Source organism: Georgenia sp. Z1491 (assembly GCF_049856175.1).
GTDB lineage: Bacteria > Actinomycetota > Actinomycetes > Actinomycetales > Actinomycetaceae > JB111.
Window position 1 is genome coordinate 76,749 of sequence record NZ_JBNDNA010000007.1, and the last position, 16,845, is coordinate 93,593.

The 16,845-nt window shown below is 73.2% G+C and carries 16 protein-coding genes; 12 read left to right on the top strand and 4 right to left on the bottom strand.

What is annotated here, in order from left to right; translation table 11 throughout:
- The first annotated feature begins 2 nt into the window (after nt 1-2).
- The 8 genes from ACPYO4_RS08825 to ACPYO4_RS08860 all read left to right on the top strand — a co-directional run bounded on the left by ACPYO4_RS08825 (nt 3) and on the right by ACPYO4_RS08860 (nt 8,242).
- Nucleotides 3-890 carry a branched-chain amino acid ABC transporter permease gene (locus tag ACPYO4_RS08825; RefSeq protein ID WP_425708855.1) on the top strand — a complete coding sequence of 296 codons (888 nt, stop codon included), beginning with the start codon at nt 3-5 and terminating at the stop codon, nt 888-890.
- On the top strand, nt 874-2,052 hold the full coding sequence (locus ACPYO4_RS08830) for a branched-chain amino acid ABC transporter permease (RefSeq protein WP_425708856.1): 1,179 nt from the start codon (nt 874-876) through the stop codon (nt 2,050-2,052). The genes ACPYO4_RS08825 and ACPYO4_RS08830 overlap by 17 nt, the downstream gene beginning before the upstream one ends.
- Nucleotides 2,049-2,819 (top strand): ABC transporter ATP-binding protein, encoded by a 771-nt coding sequence (locus ACPYO4_RS08835; protein ID WP_425708857.1) that lies wholly within the window; start codon nt 2,049-2,051, stop codon nt 2,817-2,819. The genes ACPYO4_RS08830 and ACPYO4_RS08835 overlap by 4 nt, the downstream gene beginning before the upstream one ends.
- Nucleotides 2,812-3,549 (top strand): ABC transporter ATP-binding protein, encoded by a 738-nt coding sequence (locus tag ACPYO4_RS08840; RefSeq protein WP_425708858.1) that lies wholly within the window; start codon nt 2,812-2,814, stop codon nt 3,547-3,549. Before ACPYO4_RS08835 ends, ACPYO4_RS08840 begins: the two co-directional genes overlap by 8 nt.
- Before the next feature lie 156 nt (nt 3,550-3,705).
- Entirely contained in the window at nt 3,706-4,770 is a 1,065-nt protein-coding gene (locus ACPYO4_RS08845) for a LacI family DNA-binding transcriptional regulator (RefSeq protein WP_425708859.1), read from the top strand.
- 180 nt (nt 4,771-4,950) lie between these two features.
- Nucleotides 4,951-6,141: a Gfo/Idh/MocA family protein gene (locus tag ACPYO4_RS08850; RefSeq protein WP_425708860.1), complete on the top strand. Its 1,191-nt coding sequence runs from the start codon at nt 4,951-4,953 to the stop codon at nt 6,139-6,141.
- Nucleotides 6,138-7,352, top strand: coding sequence for a dihydrodipicolinate synthase family protein (locus tag ACPYO4_RS08855; protein WP_425708861.1), 1,215 nt, complete (start codon nt 6,138-6,140; stop codon nt 7,350-7,352). Before ACPYO4_RS08850 ends, ACPYO4_RS08855 begins: the two co-directional genes overlap by 4 nt.
- Nucleotides 7,349-8,242 (top strand): sugar phosphate isomerase/epimerase family protein, encoded by an 894-nt coding sequence (locus ACPYO4_RS08860; RefSeq protein WP_425708862.1) that lies wholly within the window; start codon nt 7,349-7,351, stop codon nt 8,240-8,242. The genes ACPYO4_RS08855 and ACPYO4_RS08860 overlap by 4 nt, the downstream gene beginning before the upstream one ends.
- Here ACPYO4_RS08860 and ACPYO4_RS08865 read toward each other — a convergent pair.
- The 3 genes from ACPYO4_RS08865 to ACPYO4_RS08875 are packed head-to-tail and all read right to left on the bottom strand — an operon-like array spanning nt 8,239 to nt 12,093.
- Nucleotides 8,239-9,378: a GNAT family N-acetyltransferase gene (locus ACPYO4_RS08865; protein WP_425708863.1), complete on the bottom strand. Its 1,140-nt coding sequence runs from the start codon at nt 9,376-9,378 to the stop codon at nt 8,239-8,241. The genes ACPYO4_RS08860 and ACPYO4_RS08865 overlap by 4 nt on opposite strands.
- The gene (locus ACPYO4_RS08870; protein ID WP_425708864.1) at nt 9,375-9,926 is read right to left on the bottom strand and encodes a hypothetical protein; all 552 of its coding nucleotides are present in this window, start codon (nt 9,924-9,926) and stop codon (nt 9,375-9,377) included. The genes ACPYO4_RS08865 and ACPYO4_RS08870 overlap by 4 nt, the downstream gene beginning before the upstream one ends.
- A 49-nt stretch (nt 9,927-9,975) precedes the next feature.
- Nucleotides 9,976-12,093 carry a DNA gyrase/topoisomerase IV subunit B gene (locus tag ACPYO4_RS08875; protein ID WP_425708865.1) on the bottom strand — a complete coding sequence of 706 codons (2,118 nt, stop codon included), beginning with the start codon at nt 12,091-12,093 and terminating at the stop codon, nt 9,976-9,978.
- Nucleotides 12,094-12,230: 137 nt separating this feature from the next.
- On the opposite strand from ACPYO4_RS08875, the gene ACPYO4_RS08880 reads away from it, so the two are divergent.
- The 4 genes from ACPYO4_RS08880 (at nt 12,231) to ACPYO4_RS08895 (ending at nt 15,310) form a co-directional block, all read left to right on the top strand.
- The gene (locus ACPYO4_RS08880) at nt 12,231-12,434 is read left to right on the top strand and encodes a DUF7455 domain-containing protein (RefSeq protein ID WP_425708866.1); all 204 of its coding nucleotides are present in this window, start codon (nt 12,231-12,233) and stop codon (nt 12,432-12,434) included.
- 88 nt (nt 12,435-12,522) lie between these two features.
- Nucleotides 12,523-13,353, top strand: a complete 831-nt coding sequence (locus tag ACPYO4_RS08885; protein WP_425708867.1) for a DUF1206 domain-containing protein — start codon at nt 12,523-12,525, stop codon at nt 13,351-13,353.
- Between the two features lie 79 nt (nt 13,354-13,432).
- Entirely contained in the window at nt 13,433-14,683 is a 1,251-nt protein-coding gene (locus ACPYO4_RS08890; RefSeq protein ID WP_425708868.1) for a DUF3152 domain-containing protein, read from the top strand.
- Between the two features lie 150 nt (nt 14,684-14,833).
- Complete coding sequence (locus tag ACPYO4_RS08895) at nt 14,834-15,310, top strand: DUF2510 domain-containing protein (RefSeq protein ID WP_425708869.1); 477 nt, start codon at nt 14,834-14,836, stop codon at nt 15,308-15,310.
- A gap of 58 nt (nt 15,311-15,368) precedes the next feature.
- Here the strand turns inward: ACPYO4_RS08895 and ACPYO4_RS08900 are convergent, their stop codons facing one another.
- On the bottom strand, nt 15,369-16,841 hold the full coding sequence (locus ACPYO4_RS08900; RefSeq protein WP_425708870.1) for an RNA polymerase sigma factor: 1,473 nt from the start codon (nt 16,839-16,841) through the stop codon (nt 15,369-15,371).
- Nucleotides 16,842-16,845: the final 4 nt, after the last annotated feature.

Below are 16,845 nucleotides of genomic sequence, written 5' to 3' on the forward strand. Positions count from 1 at the left end.
GGATGGTCTCCGGAACGCTGCTGTTCCAGTCCCTGATCCTGGGGATCCTCCTCGGCGGCCTCTACGCCCTGCTCGCCGCCGGGCTCACGCTGTACTTCGGCATCATGCGCGTGGTCATGCTCGCGCACGCCGCGTTCATCGTGCTCTCCGCCTACATCGCCTGGCGCTGGCACATCGTCACCGGCTGGGACCCGCTGCTCTCGCTGGTCGTGACGATCCCGCTGTTCTTCCTCCTCGGGTTCGTCATCCAGCGGTTCCTGCTCAGTCGGCTCCGTCCGGCGACGATGACGATGATGTCGGTGCTGCTCACCTTCGCGATCGCCCTGGCGATCGAGGGCGGGCTCGGCATGGCCTACACCGGCACGCAGCGCCGCATCAACCTCTCCTACGGGTCGGAGAGCCTCGAGCTCCTCGGCGCCCGGATCCCGGTCGTCCAGATCATCTCGTTCGGGCTGGCCGTCGTCGCCCTGCTCGTCCTGTGGTTCATCCTGCAGAGGACCCGCACGGGTCGGGCGCTGCGGGCCACGATCCAGCACCCCCAGGCGGCCAAGCTCGTCGGCATCGACACCGACCGGGTCGCCGGCCTGGGCTTCGGGCTCGGACTGGCCACCGCGGCCGTCGGCGGTGCCGCGCTCTCGCTCCAGGCGACCATCTTTCCGTCGCTGCACTGGCACTGGGTGGGACCGCTCATGGCGATCATCGTCGTCGGCGGGCTCGGGTCGATCCCCGGGGCGGCCGTCGCCGCCCTCGTCCTCGGCGTCATGCGGCTCATGCTCGAGATCCCCGTCGGCTCCACGTGGGCCCAGACGATCTTCTACCTCGCGCTCTTCCTCACCCTGATGTTCCGTCCGCAGGGACTGTTCGGAGGCCGTCTTGCCCAGCGATTCTGAGACCATCACGGCGCCCGCCACCGTGCGTCGCGCCACGCGCCCGAACGAGCGCTCCTCCGGGGTCCGGCGGGCGCGCAGCCTCGGTGCGATCGCCGTCGTCGTCGCCCTGCTCGCGCTCTGGCCGCTCCTGGCGCCCAACGCCTACATGCTCTCCGCCGGCGTCATCGTGCTCAACTACGCGGTGCTCGCCACCGGCTGGAACATCATGGGCGGGTTCACCGGGTACATCTCGCTCGGGCACATCGCGTTCTTCGGCCTCGGCGCCTACGGGACCGCGCTGCTCGTGCGCGACACCGGGATGGACAGCTTCGTCGCCATGGGCGTGGCCGCCGTCATCGTCCTGCTCGTCTCGATCCCGGTCGGCTACGCCGCGCTGCGGGTGCGCGGGGCGTCCTTCGTCATCGTGACGATCGCGCTCGTCCTCGTGCTGCAGCTCGTGTTCCAGTCCTGGCGCTCCTTCACCGGCGGCTCCGAGGGCCTGCCCGTGCCCCGGCCGTTCGAGGGCATGCTGCGGCCCGAGATGCACCAGACGTTCTACTTCCTCTTCCTCGGTCTGCTCGCGCTCGCTCTGGTGGTCTGGGCGCTGATCGACCTCTCGCAGTTCGGCTCCGGGCTCAAGGCGGTCCGCGAGGACGAGGACAAGGCCGAGTCGCTCGGCGTCCCCACCGCGGGACTCAAGCTCGTGGCGTTCACGATCTCCGCGTTCGTCGTCGGGCTCGCCGGCGGCCTGTACGGACTGTGGTTCGGCGACCTCGACCCGATCTTCCAGTTCGACGTCGTGCTCAGCTCCCAGGTGGTGCTCATGGCGCTCCTGGGCGGGACCCGGTTCCTCTTCGGCCCGCTGATCGGCGCGATCGTCGTCGGCTCCGCGCTGGAGTACCTCGTGCTCGAGTTCGGGCAGAGCCAGTTCCACCTCGTCGCCACCGGCCTCCTGCTCGCGATCGTCGTCCTCTTCGTGCCCGACGGCGTGCTCACCGAGCTGCAGAGCCTGTGGCGCCGGGTCCGCCACACCGGCGAGACGTCGATCCGCGAGATGACCGCCGAGGAGCTGCGCGACGCGCAGACCCCGACCACGGGCACGACGACGGGTGCGTCACCCGCACCCGAGGCGGGGCCCGACGACGCGACGGACGACAGCGCCGACGAAGGGAGCGGGCGATGACCGCGACGAGGACCGAGGAACGCACGACCACCGGCGCGGCGGTCCTGCGCACCGAGAACCTGTCGAAGTCCTTCGGCGGCGTGCACGCCGTGGCCGAGGCGTCGGTGACGTTCCTCGACGGGAAGATCAACGGGCTCATCGGCCCCAACGGATCAGGAAAGACCACGTTCTTCAACTGCGTGACCGGCATGATCCGACCCGACTCGGGCCGCGTGACCATGCGCGAGCAGGACATCACCGGCTGGGCGCCGCACAGGATCGCCCGCGCCGGCCTCGGGCGCAGCTTCCAGCTGTGCCGGGTCTTCCCGCGCATGACCGTGCTGGAGAACATGCTCGTCGCCGTCCAGCCCCGCTCGCTCGGCCAGTACCTGAGCGGCAGCACGTCGCCCGCCACGGTCGAGCGGGCGCGCGCCATGCTCGCCCGGGTCGGGATCGACCACCTCGAGCGCTCCGAGGCCAGGGACATCTCCTACGGCCAGCAGAAGCTCCTCGAGCTGGGGTCGACCCTCATGTCCGACCCGCCGTTCGTCATGCTCGACGAGCCGGCAGGAGGGGTGAACCCCTCGCTGATCGAGCGCATCGCCGTGCTCGTGCGCGAGCTGAACGACGAGGGCACGACCTTCCTCGTCGTCGAGCACAACATGGACCTCATCATGCGGCTGTGCGACCACATCGTCGTGTTCGACCGGGGTGCCCCGATCGCCGAGGGACCGCCGTCCGTCGTCCAGTCCGACCCGCGAGTGCTGGAGGCCTACCTTGGTGTCTGAGTCCGACGTCATCCTCGACCTCGACCGCATCGAGGCCGGCTACGGCAGGGCCGCGCTCGTGCTGCGCGGGCTGTCGATCACCGTCCGCCGCGGCACCGTGGTGTGCCTCGTGGGACCCAACGGCGCGGGCAAGTCGACCGTGCTCAAGGTGGCCAGCGGTCTGCTGCGCCCTCGGTCCGGGTCGATCACGCTCAACGGCGAGGACGTCACGGGCAAGGGACCGCAGCCGCTGCTGCGCCGCGGGCTCAGCCATGTCCTCCAGGGCCACTCCGTCTTCAAGGAGATGACGGTGGAGGAGAACGTCATGCTCGGCGGCTACTCGGTCAAGGACCAGTCCTCGCTCGCCGACCGGGTGGAGTTCGTCCGCGGAGTGTTCCCGATCGTGGCCGAGAAGTGGGGGGCGGCGGCCGGGCTCCTCTCGGGCGGCCAGCAGAAGCAGGTCGAGTTCGCGCGCGCGCTCATGGTGCGGCCCGACGTCGTGCTCCTCGACGAGCCGTCCATGGGCCTGGACCCCAAGCGCACGACCGTCGTCTTCGAGGAGGTCGCCCGCATGCGGGACGCGGGGGTCGCCGTGCTCCTCGTGGAGCAGAACGCGCGGCGAGCGCTCGAGATGGCCGACATCGGGTGCGTCCTGGACCTGGGGACGATCTTCACCACGGGACCCGCGCCCGAGCTGCTGGCCGACCCGAAGCTCAGCGAGCTCTACCTCGGGGGCCGGCCGGCCGCCTGATCCCGACGCGGGGCGGTCGTGAGCCGCGGGGACGCGGGCGGCCGCCCCGGGAGCCGTCGTGAGCCCCGCGGGCGCGGTCGGGCCGAGTGGGCTAGCGTCACGCCGACCGGTGCCCGCCGGCTCGGCAGGTGCCGCGTCCGAGTTCGAGGAGGCTCGATGAGCGAGGAGGAACCCCCGCGTCCGACGTCGGCGCGCGCGGGGCACGGCCGGGTCACGCTCTCCCAGGTCGCCGAGGCGGCGGGCGTGTCCCTCGCGACCGCCTCGCGCGCCATCAACGGCAGCTCGGAGCGCACCGTGCGCGCCGAGCTCCGGGAGCGTGTGCTGGCCGCGGCGGCGCGCCTGGACTACTCCCCCGACGCCAACGCCCAGGCGATGGCGCGCGGCCGCACCGACACGGTCGGGCTCATCGTCCAGGACATCGCCGACCCCTACTTCTCGGCCATCGCCGCCGGCGTCATCGCCGCCGCGGACACGGCGGGCTGCGTCGTCACGCTCGCCACCACCCACCGCGACCCCGCCCGAGAGCTCGACTTCATCGCCACGCTGCAGAACCAGCGCGCGCGGGCGATCGTCATCGCCGGCGGTCGCATCGACGACGCGGACGTCAACGAGCGCCTGCACCGCGTCCTGCACGCCTACCAGGACCGCGGGGCCGGGGTCGCTCTCGTGGGGCAGCCGCTGCCCGGGCTGAGCACGGTCGTGCCCGACAACGTCGCGGGCAGCACGGACCTCGCCCGGGCCCTGCACGCGATCGGCTACCGGGAGATCGGCATCCTCGCCGGACCCACCTGGCACGTGACGGCCCGCGACCGCGTGGCCGCCTTCCGGAGTGCGCTCGGGGAGCTCGGGGTCGAGATCCCCGCGACCTGGGTCGTGCCCGGCGACTTCACCCGCGACGGCGGACACGCCGCGATGACGACCCTGCTCGCCGGGAGCAGCAGGCCGCGCCTGGTGTTCGCCGTCAACGACGTCATGGCCGTCGGCGCGATGTCGGCCGCGCGCGAGGCCGGCCTCGACGTCCCCGACGACGTCGCGATCGCCGGGTTCGACGACATCACCACGCTGCGCGACGTCGCCCCCGGCCTCACGACCGTCGCCCTGCCGATGGAGCGCATGGGTCGGCTGGCCGTCCCGCTCGCGCTCGAGCCCGACGACGGCCCGCGCGAGATCCTCGTCGGCGCGGACGTCGTCCTGCGCGAGTCCACGCCGGACCTGCGCTGACCCGACGCGTCGGCGTGCCGGGCGAGCCCGGACACGGGTCGCCCGAGCCCGGCGCGCAGTGCCCGAGCCCGGCACGCGTTCTCAGCCACGCCCCGGACACGCGTCGGCCCCGCGTTGACACCCGGGTAGCCTGGACATAATCTGGAAAGCGCATTCCGCCTCGTACTCGATGGAGAGACCATGACCACTCGCACGCTCCGCATCGCCATGAACGGCATCACCGGTCGCATGGGCTACCGCCAGCACCTCGTGCGCTCGATCCTTCCGCTGCGGGACGCCGGGGGCGTGGTGCTCCCGGGCGGCGACCGCGTCCAGGTCGAGCCGATACTCCTGGGCCGCAACGCCGAGAAGGTGGCCGAGCTCGCGCGTCGGCACGGGGTCGAGCAGTGGTCCACCGACGTCGAGGCCGTCCTGGTGGACCCCACGGTCGACGTCTACTTCGACGCGCAGGTCACGTCGCGGCGGGTACCGGCGATCACGACCGCGCTCGCCCACGGCAAGCACGTCTACACGGAGAAGCCGACCGCGGAGACGCTGACCGAGGCCGTCGAGCTCGCGCGCCGGGGCGCCGACGCCGGCGTGACCGTCGGGGTCGTCCACGACAAGCTCTACCTGCCGGGCCTGGTCAAGTTGCGCCGCCTCGTCGACGAGGGATTCTTCGGCCGCATCCTGTCGATGCGCGGCGAGTTCGGCTACTGGGTGTTCGAGGGCGACGTGCAGCCCGGTCAGCGCCCGTCGTGGAACTACCGCAGCGAGGACGGCGGCGGTATCACGACCGACATGTTCTGCCACTGGAACTACGTGCTCGAGGGCATCGTCGGGACCGTCGACACCGTGACGGCCCGGACCGTCACGCACATTCCCGCCCGGGTCGACGAGCTGGGCGCGCGGTACCCGGCCACCGCCGACGACGCGGCCTACGGGATCTTCGACGTCACCACACCGGGCGGAGACCCCGTGGTGGTGCAGATCAACTCCTCGTGGGCCACCCGGGTGCATCGCGACGAGCTCGTGGAGTTCCAGGTCGACGGCACCCACGGGTCCGCCGTCGCGGGCCTGCACTCCTGCGTGGCGCAGCAGCGAGCACACACCCCGGCCGCGGTGTGGAACCCCGACCTGCCGGTGACCGAGTCCTACCGCGACCAGTGGCTCGACGTGCCCGCGAACGCCGAGCTGGACAACGGGTTCAAGGCGCAGTGGGAGGAGTTCCTCGCCGACGTCGTGGCGGGCCGCCCCCATCGCTACGACCTGCTCTCCGCCGCGCGCGGCGTGCAGCTCGCCGAGCTCGGCCTGCGGTCGTCGGCCGAGGGGCGCCGCCTCGAGGTCCCCGTCGTCTCGCTCGACGACACCGCCGTGGGAGCGCCCCGATGAGCGCGGCCCCCTCCTCCACGCCCGCCGTCGCGCTGCCTGCGGCCGACGGGACCGTCACCGAGCACCGCCTCGCCGCGGCGCGCGACTGGGGCCGCCCCTCGGCGCCGTTCACGTCCCGGGTCGCCTACGCGGCGGCCCACGTCGTGCCCGCCGTGGGCGCCGACAGCACCCCCGGATCGCCCGCCGTCCTGGACTGGGACGCCACGCTGGGGTTCCGCCACCACCTGTGGTCGCACGGGCTGGGGGTCGCCGAGGCCATGGACACCGCCCAGCGCGGCATGGGCCTGGACTGGCCCGCCGCCGCGGAGCTCATCCGCCGCTCGACCGCCGAGGCGCGCTCGGTGGGGGCCGTCATCGCCTGCGGCGCGGGCACCGACGAGGTCTCTCCCGCGAGCCTCGCCGACGCCGACCACGACTCGGCGCTGCGCACCGTGACCGACGCCTACCGCGGCCAGCTCGCCGTCGTCGGCGAGGCCGGGGCCCGCCCCATCCTCATGGCCTCGCGCGCGCTCGCCGCCACCGCCCGCGACGCCGACGACTACCGCTCGGTGTACTCGACGCTGCTCACGGAGAGCTCGACCCCGGTGATCCTCCACTGGCTCGGCGAGGCCTTCGACCCGCAGCTCGCCGGCTACTGGGGCCACGACGACCCGTACGCCGCCGCCGAGGTCGTGCTCACCCTCGTCGCCGAGCACGCCTCTCGGGTCGACGGCATCAAGATCTCCCTGCTCGACGCCGATCTGGAGGTCCGGGTCCGGGAGCGCCTGCCCGCGGGCGTGCGCATGTACACCGGCGACGACTACAACTACCCCGACCTCGTGGTCGGCGACGAGCGGGGACACTCCGACGCCCTGCTCGGCGTGTTCGCCGCCATCGCGCCGGCGGCGTCCCACGCACTGTCCGCGCTCGACGCCGGCGACCCCTCCCGCGCGCACGAGACGCTGGCCGCCACGCAGGCGCTGGGCCGGCACCTCTTCGCCGCACCGACCTACTACTACAAGACCGGCGTCGCGTTCCTCGCGTGGCTCGGCGGGCACCAGCCCGGTTTCCAGATGGTCGGCGGGCTGCAGTCGGGACGTTCCGCACCCCACCTCGTCGAGCTCTTCCGGCTCGCCGACACCGCCGGCCTGCTCACCGACCCGGACCTCGCCGCCCACCGCATGGGCCGGTTCCTCGAGGTCACCGGCCTCACCCCGGCGGGTGCACGATGAGCGCGCCGGACCTCAGCCGGTTCTCGCTCAACACCGCCACCACGAAGGCATGGACGCTCGAGCAGGCCGTCGAGGGAGCCCTCGCCGCCGGGATCCCCGCCCTCGGCCTGTGGCGGGACCGCGTGGCCGAGGTCGGGCTCGAGGACGCCGCGCGGCTCGTGCGCGAGGCCGGGCTGCGGGTCTCCTCCCTGTGCCGCGGCGGGTTCCTCACGGCCCCGGACGAGGACGGGCGGCGCGCCGCGCTGGCCGACAACGCGGCCGCGATCGTCGAGGCCGCCACCCTGGGGACGCACGAGCTCATCATCGTCGCCGGCGGGCTGCCCGCGGCCACCGGGCCCAACCGGCCACCCGCCCCGGGCGGCGACCGGGACCTCGTCGCCGCCCGCGCTCGCGTGGCCGACCGGATCGCGGAGCTCGTGGACGTGGCCGCCGAGCACGACGTCCGCCTCGTCCTCGAACCGCTGCACCCGATCTTCGCCGGGGACCGGGCGGTGCTGTCCACGCTGCGCCAGTGCCTCGACCTCGCGGCGCCGTTCCCGGCAAGCACCGTCGGCGTCGTCGTGGACACCTACCACGTGTGGTGGGACCCCGACCTGCGCGAGCAGATCGCGCGTGCCGGCGCCGAGGGCCGCCTCGCGGCCTACCAGGTGTGCGACTGGAACCAGCCGATCGCCGCCGACCCGCTGCTCTCCCGAGGCTTCCCCGGCGACGGCTTCGTCGACTTCCGGTCCGTCTCGACCTGGGTCGCCGAGGCCGGCTACAGCGGTGACGTCGAGGTCGAGATCTTCAACCAGCAGATCTGGGACGCCCCGGGAGAGGTCACGCTCGCCACCGCGAGCGCGCGGTACGCCGAGCTCGTCGAGCCGTACCTGCGCGCCGGAGGTTCCTAGGGGGCCCCGAGCTCGAGGACGTGCAGCGCCGACCGGCTCGTGGGCACGTAGTCCAGGCTCGTGTACAGCGCCATCATCGAGTGCGGCTCGGGGTGGTCGACGTCGAGGGCGAAGTCCACGTCGACGTCGAGGCCGGCGTACTCCATGCCGTCCGCGGCGTACGCGCGCATGGCGGCGCTGAGCAGGGCGCTGCCCACGTGCTTGCCGCGCCACTCGGACAGCACGCCCAGGACCTCGGTGTAGCCCTCGGTCCAGCCGAGCGCCTCCCAGTCCTGCTCGTACCGGCTGGAGACGATGTAGCCCGCGATCTTCGCCCGGTCCGAGGAGCGGTCGAGCGCGACGAAGCTCCAGCGTGGCTCGAACGCGGTCGCCTCCGGTCCCCACAGGTCCGACCCGCGCTCCATGGCTCCCTCGGGCTGGTCCGCGAAGGCGCGGCCGTGCGCGCGGCGCACCTGCTCGGCCAGGTCGGCCGTCCACGGCTCGACCGAGACGTACTGCGGCAGCGCGATGCCCGGGATGTCCAGGGCGAGGCTCCGGCGCATCTGGACGTACCAGCGGCGCGGCCGGAAGCCGTGCTCCTCGAGGAGCGCCCTGAGGTCGGTCTCGGTCTCGTCGACGTGCACGACGACGACGCCCTGCTCCGCTCCCGAGGACGCCAGCAACGCACGGGAGGTCGACACCTGCCAGTCGACCAGCGCGAAGCCGGCGCCCTTGAGGCGCAGGGCGTCGTCGACACCGCCCGAGCACGTGAACGACTGCATGCCCTCGACCTGGCCCTTCGGGCGGACCAGTCCGAACGCTCGCATGACGCCGTCGCCGTCGTCACCGGCGACGGCACGGAAGCCCTCCCGCTCGGCGAAGTAGCTCTCCACCTCCTCGGCGGAGGTACGCACCGGTGTACCGTCGGCGGTCTCGATGCGTGAGACGAGCGCGGCGAGCTCCGCGGCTCGGGGGGCGTCGAGCACGGACCACACCAGGCCCTCGACCTGCCGCGGCAGGAGGTGGTCGTCGAAGGAGCTGACATCGCCCTCGTCGCCGAGCAGGGGCATCGCCCGGGTGTCGCCCGTGGGGTGCCGGGTGGAGGTGCGCAGGCCGGTGAGGGCGGCACGCAGACCGCGTCCCGCAGGCTGGTTCACAGCGTCACCGCGAACGTCGTGCCGGGTCCCGAGGGCTCCGGGGCGAAACCGGCGGCGGCGTAGAGCCGACGACGGTCACCCTGGTGCAGCCCGACGTCGATGACGATGCGTGCCGGTCCCGCCGGGGCGCTCGCGGCGAGCAGCTGCCGGGCGCGGTCGTCCTGCCACCCCAGGAGTGCCTTGCCGATCCCTCGTCCGCGGGTACCCGGGTCGACGGTGGCACGCAGTCGCACCTCGGCGGTGTCCGCCCGGCTGGTGAGCACGAGCGCGGCAGCAGCCCGCAGGATGCCCTCGGGGTCGAAACCGCCGAGCGTGTCGCCGGAGCGCGCGGCGGCGCGCAGGGTCTCGTCCAGCTCCCCGCGCGTCGTGCTGTCACCGTGGACGTCGACCGCGTCCGAGCGGTCCCACAGAGCATGGACGTCCGCGCCGTCGCCCGGGTCCAGGGTGCGCCAGGTCAGGCCCAGGTGCGGGCCCGGCAGGGCTGCGGAGGCCGGTGCGTCGAAGCGGCGCGCGGAGTGCGCGCCGGGCCTCGCCGAGGACACGATCATGGCTCCGAGTCTACGTCGGCGCACCGCGGAGGCGGCCCGGCCGCGACCCTCAGGCGTCGATCCGCTCGCGGTCGACCTCGGCCGCGCCGGCGACGATGAAGTCCCGGCGGGGCGCCACCTCGCTGCCCATGAGCAGCTCGAACACGGACTCGGCGCGCGCGACGGCCGCCTCGTCGGCCCCGGTGATCCGCCGCAGGGTGCGCCGGGCGGGATCCATCGTCGTCTCCGCCAGCTGGTCAGCGTCCATCTCACCGAGCCCCTTGTAGCGCTGGGGCGTGTCCTTGAGGCGCTTCCCGGCGCGCTCGAGCTTCCGCACGAGCGCGGCGAGCTCGGCGTCGGAGTAGGTGTAGTGCACCTCCCCCTTCTTCCCTCCGGACCCGGCGACCTCCACGCGGTGCAGCGGCGGCACCGCCGCGAAGACGCGGCCGGCCTCCACCAGCGGCCGGCAGTACCGGAAGAACAGCGTGAGCAGGAGGGTGCGGATGTGCGCGCCGTCGACGTCGGCGTCCGTCATGAGCACGACCTTTCCGTAGCGCGCGAGGTCCAGGTCGAACGTGCGCCCCGACCCGGCGCCGAGCACCTGGAAGATCGTCGCCACCTCGACGTTGTTGAGGATGTCGGCGGTCGAGGCCTTCTGGACGTTGAGGATCTTGCCGCGGATCGGCAGCAGCGCCTGGAACTCCGAGCTGCGCGCGCGCCGGGCCGTGCCCAGGGCCGAGTCGCCCTCGACGATGAACAGCTCGGAGCGCTCGACGTCCTTCGTCCGGCAGTCGACGAGCTTGGTCGGCAGCGAGGAGTTCTCCAGCGCGTTCTTGCGCCGCGAGATGTCCTTCTGGGTGCGGGCGGCCACCCGGGCGCGCATCTCGCCGACCATCTTCTCCAGCAGCGCGTTCGACTGCGACCGGACCGCCGCCCTGCTCGACGTGAGGATGTCGGTCAGCTCGGACTCGACGACCTTGGCGACGACCTGGCGGACCTGGGCGGTGCCGAGGACCTCCTTCGTCTGCCCCTCGAACTGCGGCTCGGGCAGCCGCACGGACACCACCGCGGTGAGGCCCGCCAGGACGTCGTCCTTCTCGATGCGCGGATCCTTGGCCGTGACCTTCAGGCGCCTCGCGTTCGCCTCGATCTGCTTGCGCGCGACCTTCAGCACGGCCTGCTCGAAGCCGGCCATGTGGGTGCCGCCCTTGGGGGTGGCGATGATGTTGACGAAGCTGCGCGCCGTCGTCTCGAAGCCCGTGCCCCACCGCACCGCGACGTCGACGAGGCACGTGCGCTCGACGTCGACGGGGCGCAGGTGCCCCTGGCGGTCGAGCTGCTGGACCGACTCTGTGAACGTGCCCTGCCCCGTGAGCCGCCAGACCTGGGTGACCGCCGGGTCCGGGCCGAGGTGCTCGACGAAGTCCGACGTCCCGCCGTCGTGCCGGAACTCCTCGCTCGTGTGCTCGGCCGGGTCGGCGGCGCGATGGTCCGAGACGACGATCGTCAGGCCCGGGACGAGGAACGACGTCTGCCGCGCGCGGCCGAGCACCTCCTCGAGGCTGAACTCCGCGGTGGCCGGGAAGATCTGCGGGTCCGCCCAGTAGCGCACCCGGGTGCCGGTGACGCCGCGCCGGACCTTGCCGACGACCTCGAGCGTCGAGCCCTTGTCGAACGGCTGGAACGGGGAGTCGGCCGCGGGCCCGCCGTGCGGGTCGTCGAAGGTGCCGGGCTCACCGCGTCGGAAGGTCATGCGGTGCGTCTTCCCGCCCCGGTCCACCTCGACGTCCAGGCGGGCCGACAGTGCGTTGACCACGGAGGCCCCGACGCCGTGCAGACCCCCCGAGGCGGCGTAGGAGCCGGAGTCGAACTTCCCGCCCGCGTGCAGCTTGGTGTAGACGACCTCGACGCCGGACAGCCCGACGCCGGGGACCTCGTCGACCGGGATGCCGCGCCCGTCGTCGCGCACCTCGACCGAACCGTCCGGGTGCAGGACGATCTCGATGCGGCCCGCGTGGCCGCCGAGCCCCTCGTCGACCGAGTTGTCGACGATCTCCCACAGGCAGTGCATGAGGCCGCGCCCGTCGGTGGACCCGATGTACATCCCGGGGCGCTTGCGCACGGCGGCGAGGCCCTCGAGGACCGAGAGGTGCCGTGCCGAGTACTCGGCGGCTGAGGTGGGGTTCACCGAAGGATCGTACGGCCGGCCCGGCCGGCAGGCCCGGAGGCGTGGCCGTGGTGACCCGGGCGACACGCGGGTACGCCGGGGGCGAACTCCCCCGCCACCTGGGCACGGATCGCCCACGTGGATGGTTACATGCTGGCGTGACCACTACAGCCACCGCACCCCAGCTCACCGCCGCCGACCGCTGCGACGCCTGCGGCGCACAGGCCTACGTCCGCGTGACCCTGCGCTCCGGCTCGCTGCTCTTCTGCGCGCACCACGCGCGCCGCCACGCCGAGAAGCTCGGCGAGGTCGCGACCGAGATCCACGACGAGAGCGACCGCCTGCACGACGCGAACGCCTGATCCCCCCGACGCCGCACGGCCGTCGTCCCCTCGCGGGGCGGCGGCCGTTCGCCGTGCGGCCCCCGGTGCCGGATGCTTCGATGACCCCATGAGCAACGGATCGACCAGGGCTCGGGTGGACGGGGTCGCGCGGGACGCCCAGGCCTCCGCCCGCGGTGGACGGCTCCACCGTCTGGGGCAGGTGGGCTTCGCGGCCCAGGGCGTGGTGTGGCTCGCCGTCGGCTGGATGGCGATGCGTCTCGCGCGCGGCTCCGGCTCGTCCGAGGAGGCCACGACCTCCGGGGCGATCGAGGAGATCGGCAGCACGCCGCTCGGGCTGGCCCTCCTCGTCGTCATGGTCCTCGGCCTGCTGTGCTACGTCGCCTGGCAGGGCGTGCTCGCCGTCGGCGGCCACCCGGGCGAGAAGGGCCTCAAGGGCGTCGCGCGCCGGATCGGCTCGGCCGCCAAGGCGGTCGTCGCCCTCGCGCTCGCGGTCACCGGCGTCGTCGTGCTCCTGCGCGGCAGCTCGGGCTCGGGCCGCACCGAGGAGGAGGGGGCGAGCACGCTCATGTCCCAGCCCGGCGGCCAGGTGCTGCTGGGTGCCGTCGGGGTCGGTGTCGTCGTGCTCGGCGCGTGGTGGGTGTGGAGCGGGATGACGGCGCGGTTCGCGAGCAAGCTCTCCCCCGGCGTGTCCCGGGCGGTGATCAACGCGGGCCGGATCGGCCACGCGTCCCGCGGCGCCGCGTTCATGGTCCTCGGGGTGCTCGTCGCCCTGGCGGCCCTGCGCGCCGACCCCGACCAGGCGGGCGGCACGGACACCGCGCTCGCCACGATCCTGGGCTGGCCGGGCGGGACCGTCCTCGTCGGTGCCGTGGCGGTGGGGCTCATGCTCTTCGGCGTCTTCCAGGTGCTCGCCGCCCGGCACGTCGTCAAGGACTGACCCGGGGCCCTCGGGGCACGTCGCCGGCGCCTGGTTCGAGGGCGCTTCGGGCGGGCCACCGGCGCCCTACGCTGGGCACGTGAACCGACCCCGGCGACGCCTCCTCGGCGCGCTCGCCTCTCTGCCCGCCCTCGCGCTCCTCGCCGGCCTCGCCACCTCACCGCCCGAGGCCGCGGCCTCGGGCGAGGTCGGTGGATCCGGCACGGAGTTCTTCCTCGACGACGAGCTGGACGGGGTCGCGGACCGGCACCTGGTGTACGGCCGTACGGACGACGACGTCCTGGTCGGCGACTGGGACGGGAACCGCACCGACACCCTGGCCGTCCGGCGCGGGCAGGTCTATCACCTGCGCAACTCGCTGACCTCGGGCCCGGCGGACCGGCAGGTCGCCTACGGGCGCGCGACCGACGTCGTGCACGTGGGCGACTGGGACGGGGACGGGACCGACACCCTCGCCGTGCGCCGCGGCAACCGGTACTTCCTGTCCAACTCGCTCACCTCGGGCGACGCGGAGATCGAGCTCGACTACGGCCGCGCCGGCGACACCGTCCTCGTGGGCGACTGGGACGGCGACGGGACCGACACCCTCGCCGTGCGCCGCGGCACCGTGCTGCACGTGAGCAACACCCTGGCCGGCGGCGACGCCGAGACGTCGGTGTCGTTCGGCCGCACGACGGACGCCGCGTTCGCGGGCGACTGGGACGGCGACGGCGCGGACACGTTCGGTCTGCGCCGTCCGCCCGCCGCGCCGACGCCGCCGCCCGAGCCGCCGACGAACGGCGGTCTGGTCGGTGCCCCGCCGTGGTCCGGCTCGGGGACCTTCGCGGTCGTCCCCGGCCATGTGCCCGCGCCCGGCGACGCCGCCCGGACCGTGCGCGTGCGCGTGGAGACCGAGCGCGGCATCTCGGTGGACCGCCCGGAGTTCGGCGGCCTCGTGATGACCACCCTCAACGCCTCCCGAGGCTGGGGCCGCCACGGTGCGGTGACCTTCGCGCGGACGGACGGACCCGCCGACGTCGTGCTCCGGCTGACCACCCCTGCGACCGTCGACCGGCTCTGCCACCCGCTCAACACCAACGGATACACCTCGTGCCGGGTCGGCTCCACCGTGGTCATCAACGCCCACCGGTGGGCCTACGGCGCGGCGCCGTTCACGAACGCGGGCGGCTCGCTGACGTCCTACCGCGACTACGTGGTCAACCACGAGGTCGGGCACTTCCTCGGGCACGGGCACGTCGGCTGCCCCGCTCCGGGCCGGCTCGCCCCGGTGATGCAGCAGCAGACTCTCGGCATGCAGGGTTGCGTGCCCAACGGGTGGCCCTACCCCTGAGCCCGGTCGGCGCGCGGCCGGCCGGGTGCCGGGCGCCCCGGGGCGCCGGTGCTGCCGGCGACGTCCGCGCCGATGCTGCCCGGACCGGTGCCGAGCGGCCGTCTGTGCCACGCTGAGGCACGCACGACGACGCGAGACGAGGAGCCCGAGATGGAACAGCGCGAACCAGGCTGGCACGCGGACCCCTGGCAGGAGGGCCTCGAGAGGCGTTGGGACGGACAGCGGTGGACCGCGGACGTCCGCGACCCGGGCGCTGGGCCCGAGGAGAGCGGCTCGCCCGGTGCGTACGGGGCGTCGGCCACCCCGGTGCCGGCCGCCGACCGGCCCGCGACCGACCCCTACGGTGCGTCCGACGTGTACGGCGCCACCGATCCCGGCGGCGCGTCCGCACCCTCCGGGTCGCCGGACGAGCAGGCCGAGCCCCGACCGTCGCGCATCAGCGACGCGGAGCGCGCCGCGGCAGCCCACGAGGGGCGCGCACCGGGGGATCCCACGTTCGCGGGCATGCCCTGGGGACGCTACGACGACGACCCACGGTCGCGCCGGACCACGGCGCTGCTCATCCGCGCGCTGTGGGGCATCGCCATCGCCTTCGGCGTCCTGCTCATCATCTGGCTGATCATCTGAGCAGGGCGATCGTCCGGCCCGGCTACGGCACCGCGGGCCGGCCGATCGTCGCGACCGATCAGTCCAGGTAGTCGCGAAGCACCTGCGAGCGGCTCGGGTGGCGGAGCTTCGACATCGTCTTGCTCTCTATCTGCCTGATGCGCTCGCGCGTGACCCCGTAGACCTTGCCGATCTCGTCGAGCGTCTTGGGCTGACCGTCCTGCAGGCCGAACCGCATGGAGACCACGCCGGCCTCCCGCTCGGAGAGCGTGTCGAGGACCGCGTTGAGCTGCTCCTGCAGCAGGGTGAAGCTCACCGCCTCGGCCGGCACGACCGCCTCGGAGTCCTCGATGAGATCACCGAACTCGGAGTCGCCGTCCTCGCCGAGCGGGGTGTGCAGGGAGATGGGCTCGCGGCCGTACTTCTGGACCTCGACGACCTTCTCCGGTGTCATGTCGAGCTCCTTGGCGAGCTCCTCGGGCGTGGGCTCGCGGCCCAGGTCCTGGAGCATCTGCCGCTGGACGCGGGCGAGCTTGTTGATGACCTCGACCATGTGCACCGGGATCCGGATGGTCCGGGCCTGGTCGGCCATGGCGCGCGTGATGGCCTGACGGATCCACCAGGTCGCGTACGTGGAGAACTTGTAGCCCTTGGTGTAGTCGAACTTCTCCACCGCGCGGATGAGCCCGAGGTTGCCCTCCTGGATGAGGTCGAGGAAGAGCATCCCGCGGCCCGTGTAGCGCTTGGCGAGGGAGACCACGAGGCGCAGGTTGGCCTCCAGGAGGTGGTTCTTCGCCAGGCGGCCGTCGTTCGCGATCCACTGCAGCTCCCGGGAGAGCTTGCGCTCCATGTCCGGGTCCTGGGCCAGGCGCTCCTCGGCGAACAGACCGGCCTCGATGCGCTTGGCGAGCTCGACCTCCTGCTCGGCGTTGAGCAGCGCCACCTTGCCGATCTGCTTGAGGTAGTCCTTGACCGGGTCCGCGGTCGCACCGGCGGTGACGACCTGCTGGACGGGCTGGTCGTCGTCGTCGGAGTCCGAGACCACGAACCCGCTCGAGGTCGTCTCCTCCTTGCGGCCGCCGGTCTCCCCGCTCGGTACCGCGTCCGGGACGACCGCCAGCTTGGCGCGGCGGGAGGCGCGTCCGGAGGCCTGGACGGGCGCCGCGTCCTTCTCGTCGTCCTCGTCCTCGGGCTCGTCGACCTCGTCGGCGCTGTCCGCCGCCTCGATCGCGTCGTCGGCCTGGTCGTCCGTCTCCAGGGCTGCGTCGTCGACGTCCTCGGGGGTGGCCGTCGTCTCCTCGTCCTCGTCCACCTCGACGGGGGGCGTCGCGGTGGACGCCTTCGCCCGGCCCTTCGCCGGGTTCGCGGTCGTCCTCTTCGCAGCAGGCTTCTTCGTGGCCGCCTTCTTGGCAGCGGGCTTCTTGGCAGCGGGCTTCTTGGCAGCGGGCTTCTTGGCAGCAGGCTTCCGTGCGGCGGTGGTCGCGGGTGCTGCCGTCTCGGTCGTGGCGTCGGCGGCGGTGTCCGTCGCGGGCGTCGTCGTGGGGGTGCTCATGCAG

Bases quoted from the DNA above. Each gene is read 5' to 3' on its own strand.
- ACPYO4_RS08855 (WP_425708861.1), top strand. From the start codon at position 6,138: ATGAGCGCGGCCCCCTCCTCCACGCCCGCCGTCGCGCTGCCTGCGGCC.
- ACPYO4_RS08885 (WP_425708867.1), top strand. From the start codon at position 12,523: ATGAGCAACGGATCGACCAGGGCTCGGGTGGACGGGGTCGCGCGGGAC.
- ACPYO4_RS08835 (WP_425708857.1), top strand. From the start codon at position 2,049: ATGACCGCGACGAGGACCGAGGAACGCACGACCACCGGCGCGGCGGTC.
- ACPYO4_RS08850 (WP_425708860.1), top strand. From the start codon at position 4,951: ATGACCACTCGCACGCTCCGCATCGCCATGAACGGCATCACCGGTCGC.
- ACPYO4_RS08825 (WP_425708855.1), top strand. From the start codon at position 3: ATGGTCTCCGGAACGCTGCTGTTCCAGTCCCTGATCCTGGGGATCCTC.
- ACPYO4_RS08895 (WP_425708869.1), top strand. From the start codon at position 14,834: ATGGAACAGCGCGAACCAGGCTGGCACGCGGACCCCTGGCAGGAGGGC.
- ACPYO4_RS08860 (WP_425708862.1), top strand. From the start codon at position 7,349: ATGAGCGCGCCGGACCTCAGCCGGTTCTCGCTCAACACCGCCACCACG.
- ACPYO4_RS08900 (WP_425708870.1), bottom strand. From the start codon at position 16,841: ATGAGCACCCCCACGACGACGCCCGCGACGGACACCGCCGCCGACGCC.
- ACPYO4_RS08845 (WP_425708859.1), top strand. From the start codon at position 3,706: ATGAGCGAGGAGGAACCCCCGCGTCCGACGTCGGCGCGCGCGGGGCAC.
- ACPYO4_RS08870 (WP_425708864.1), bottom strand. From the start codon at position 9,926: ATGATCGTGTCCTCGGCGAGGCCCGGCGCGCACTCCGCGCGCCGCTTC.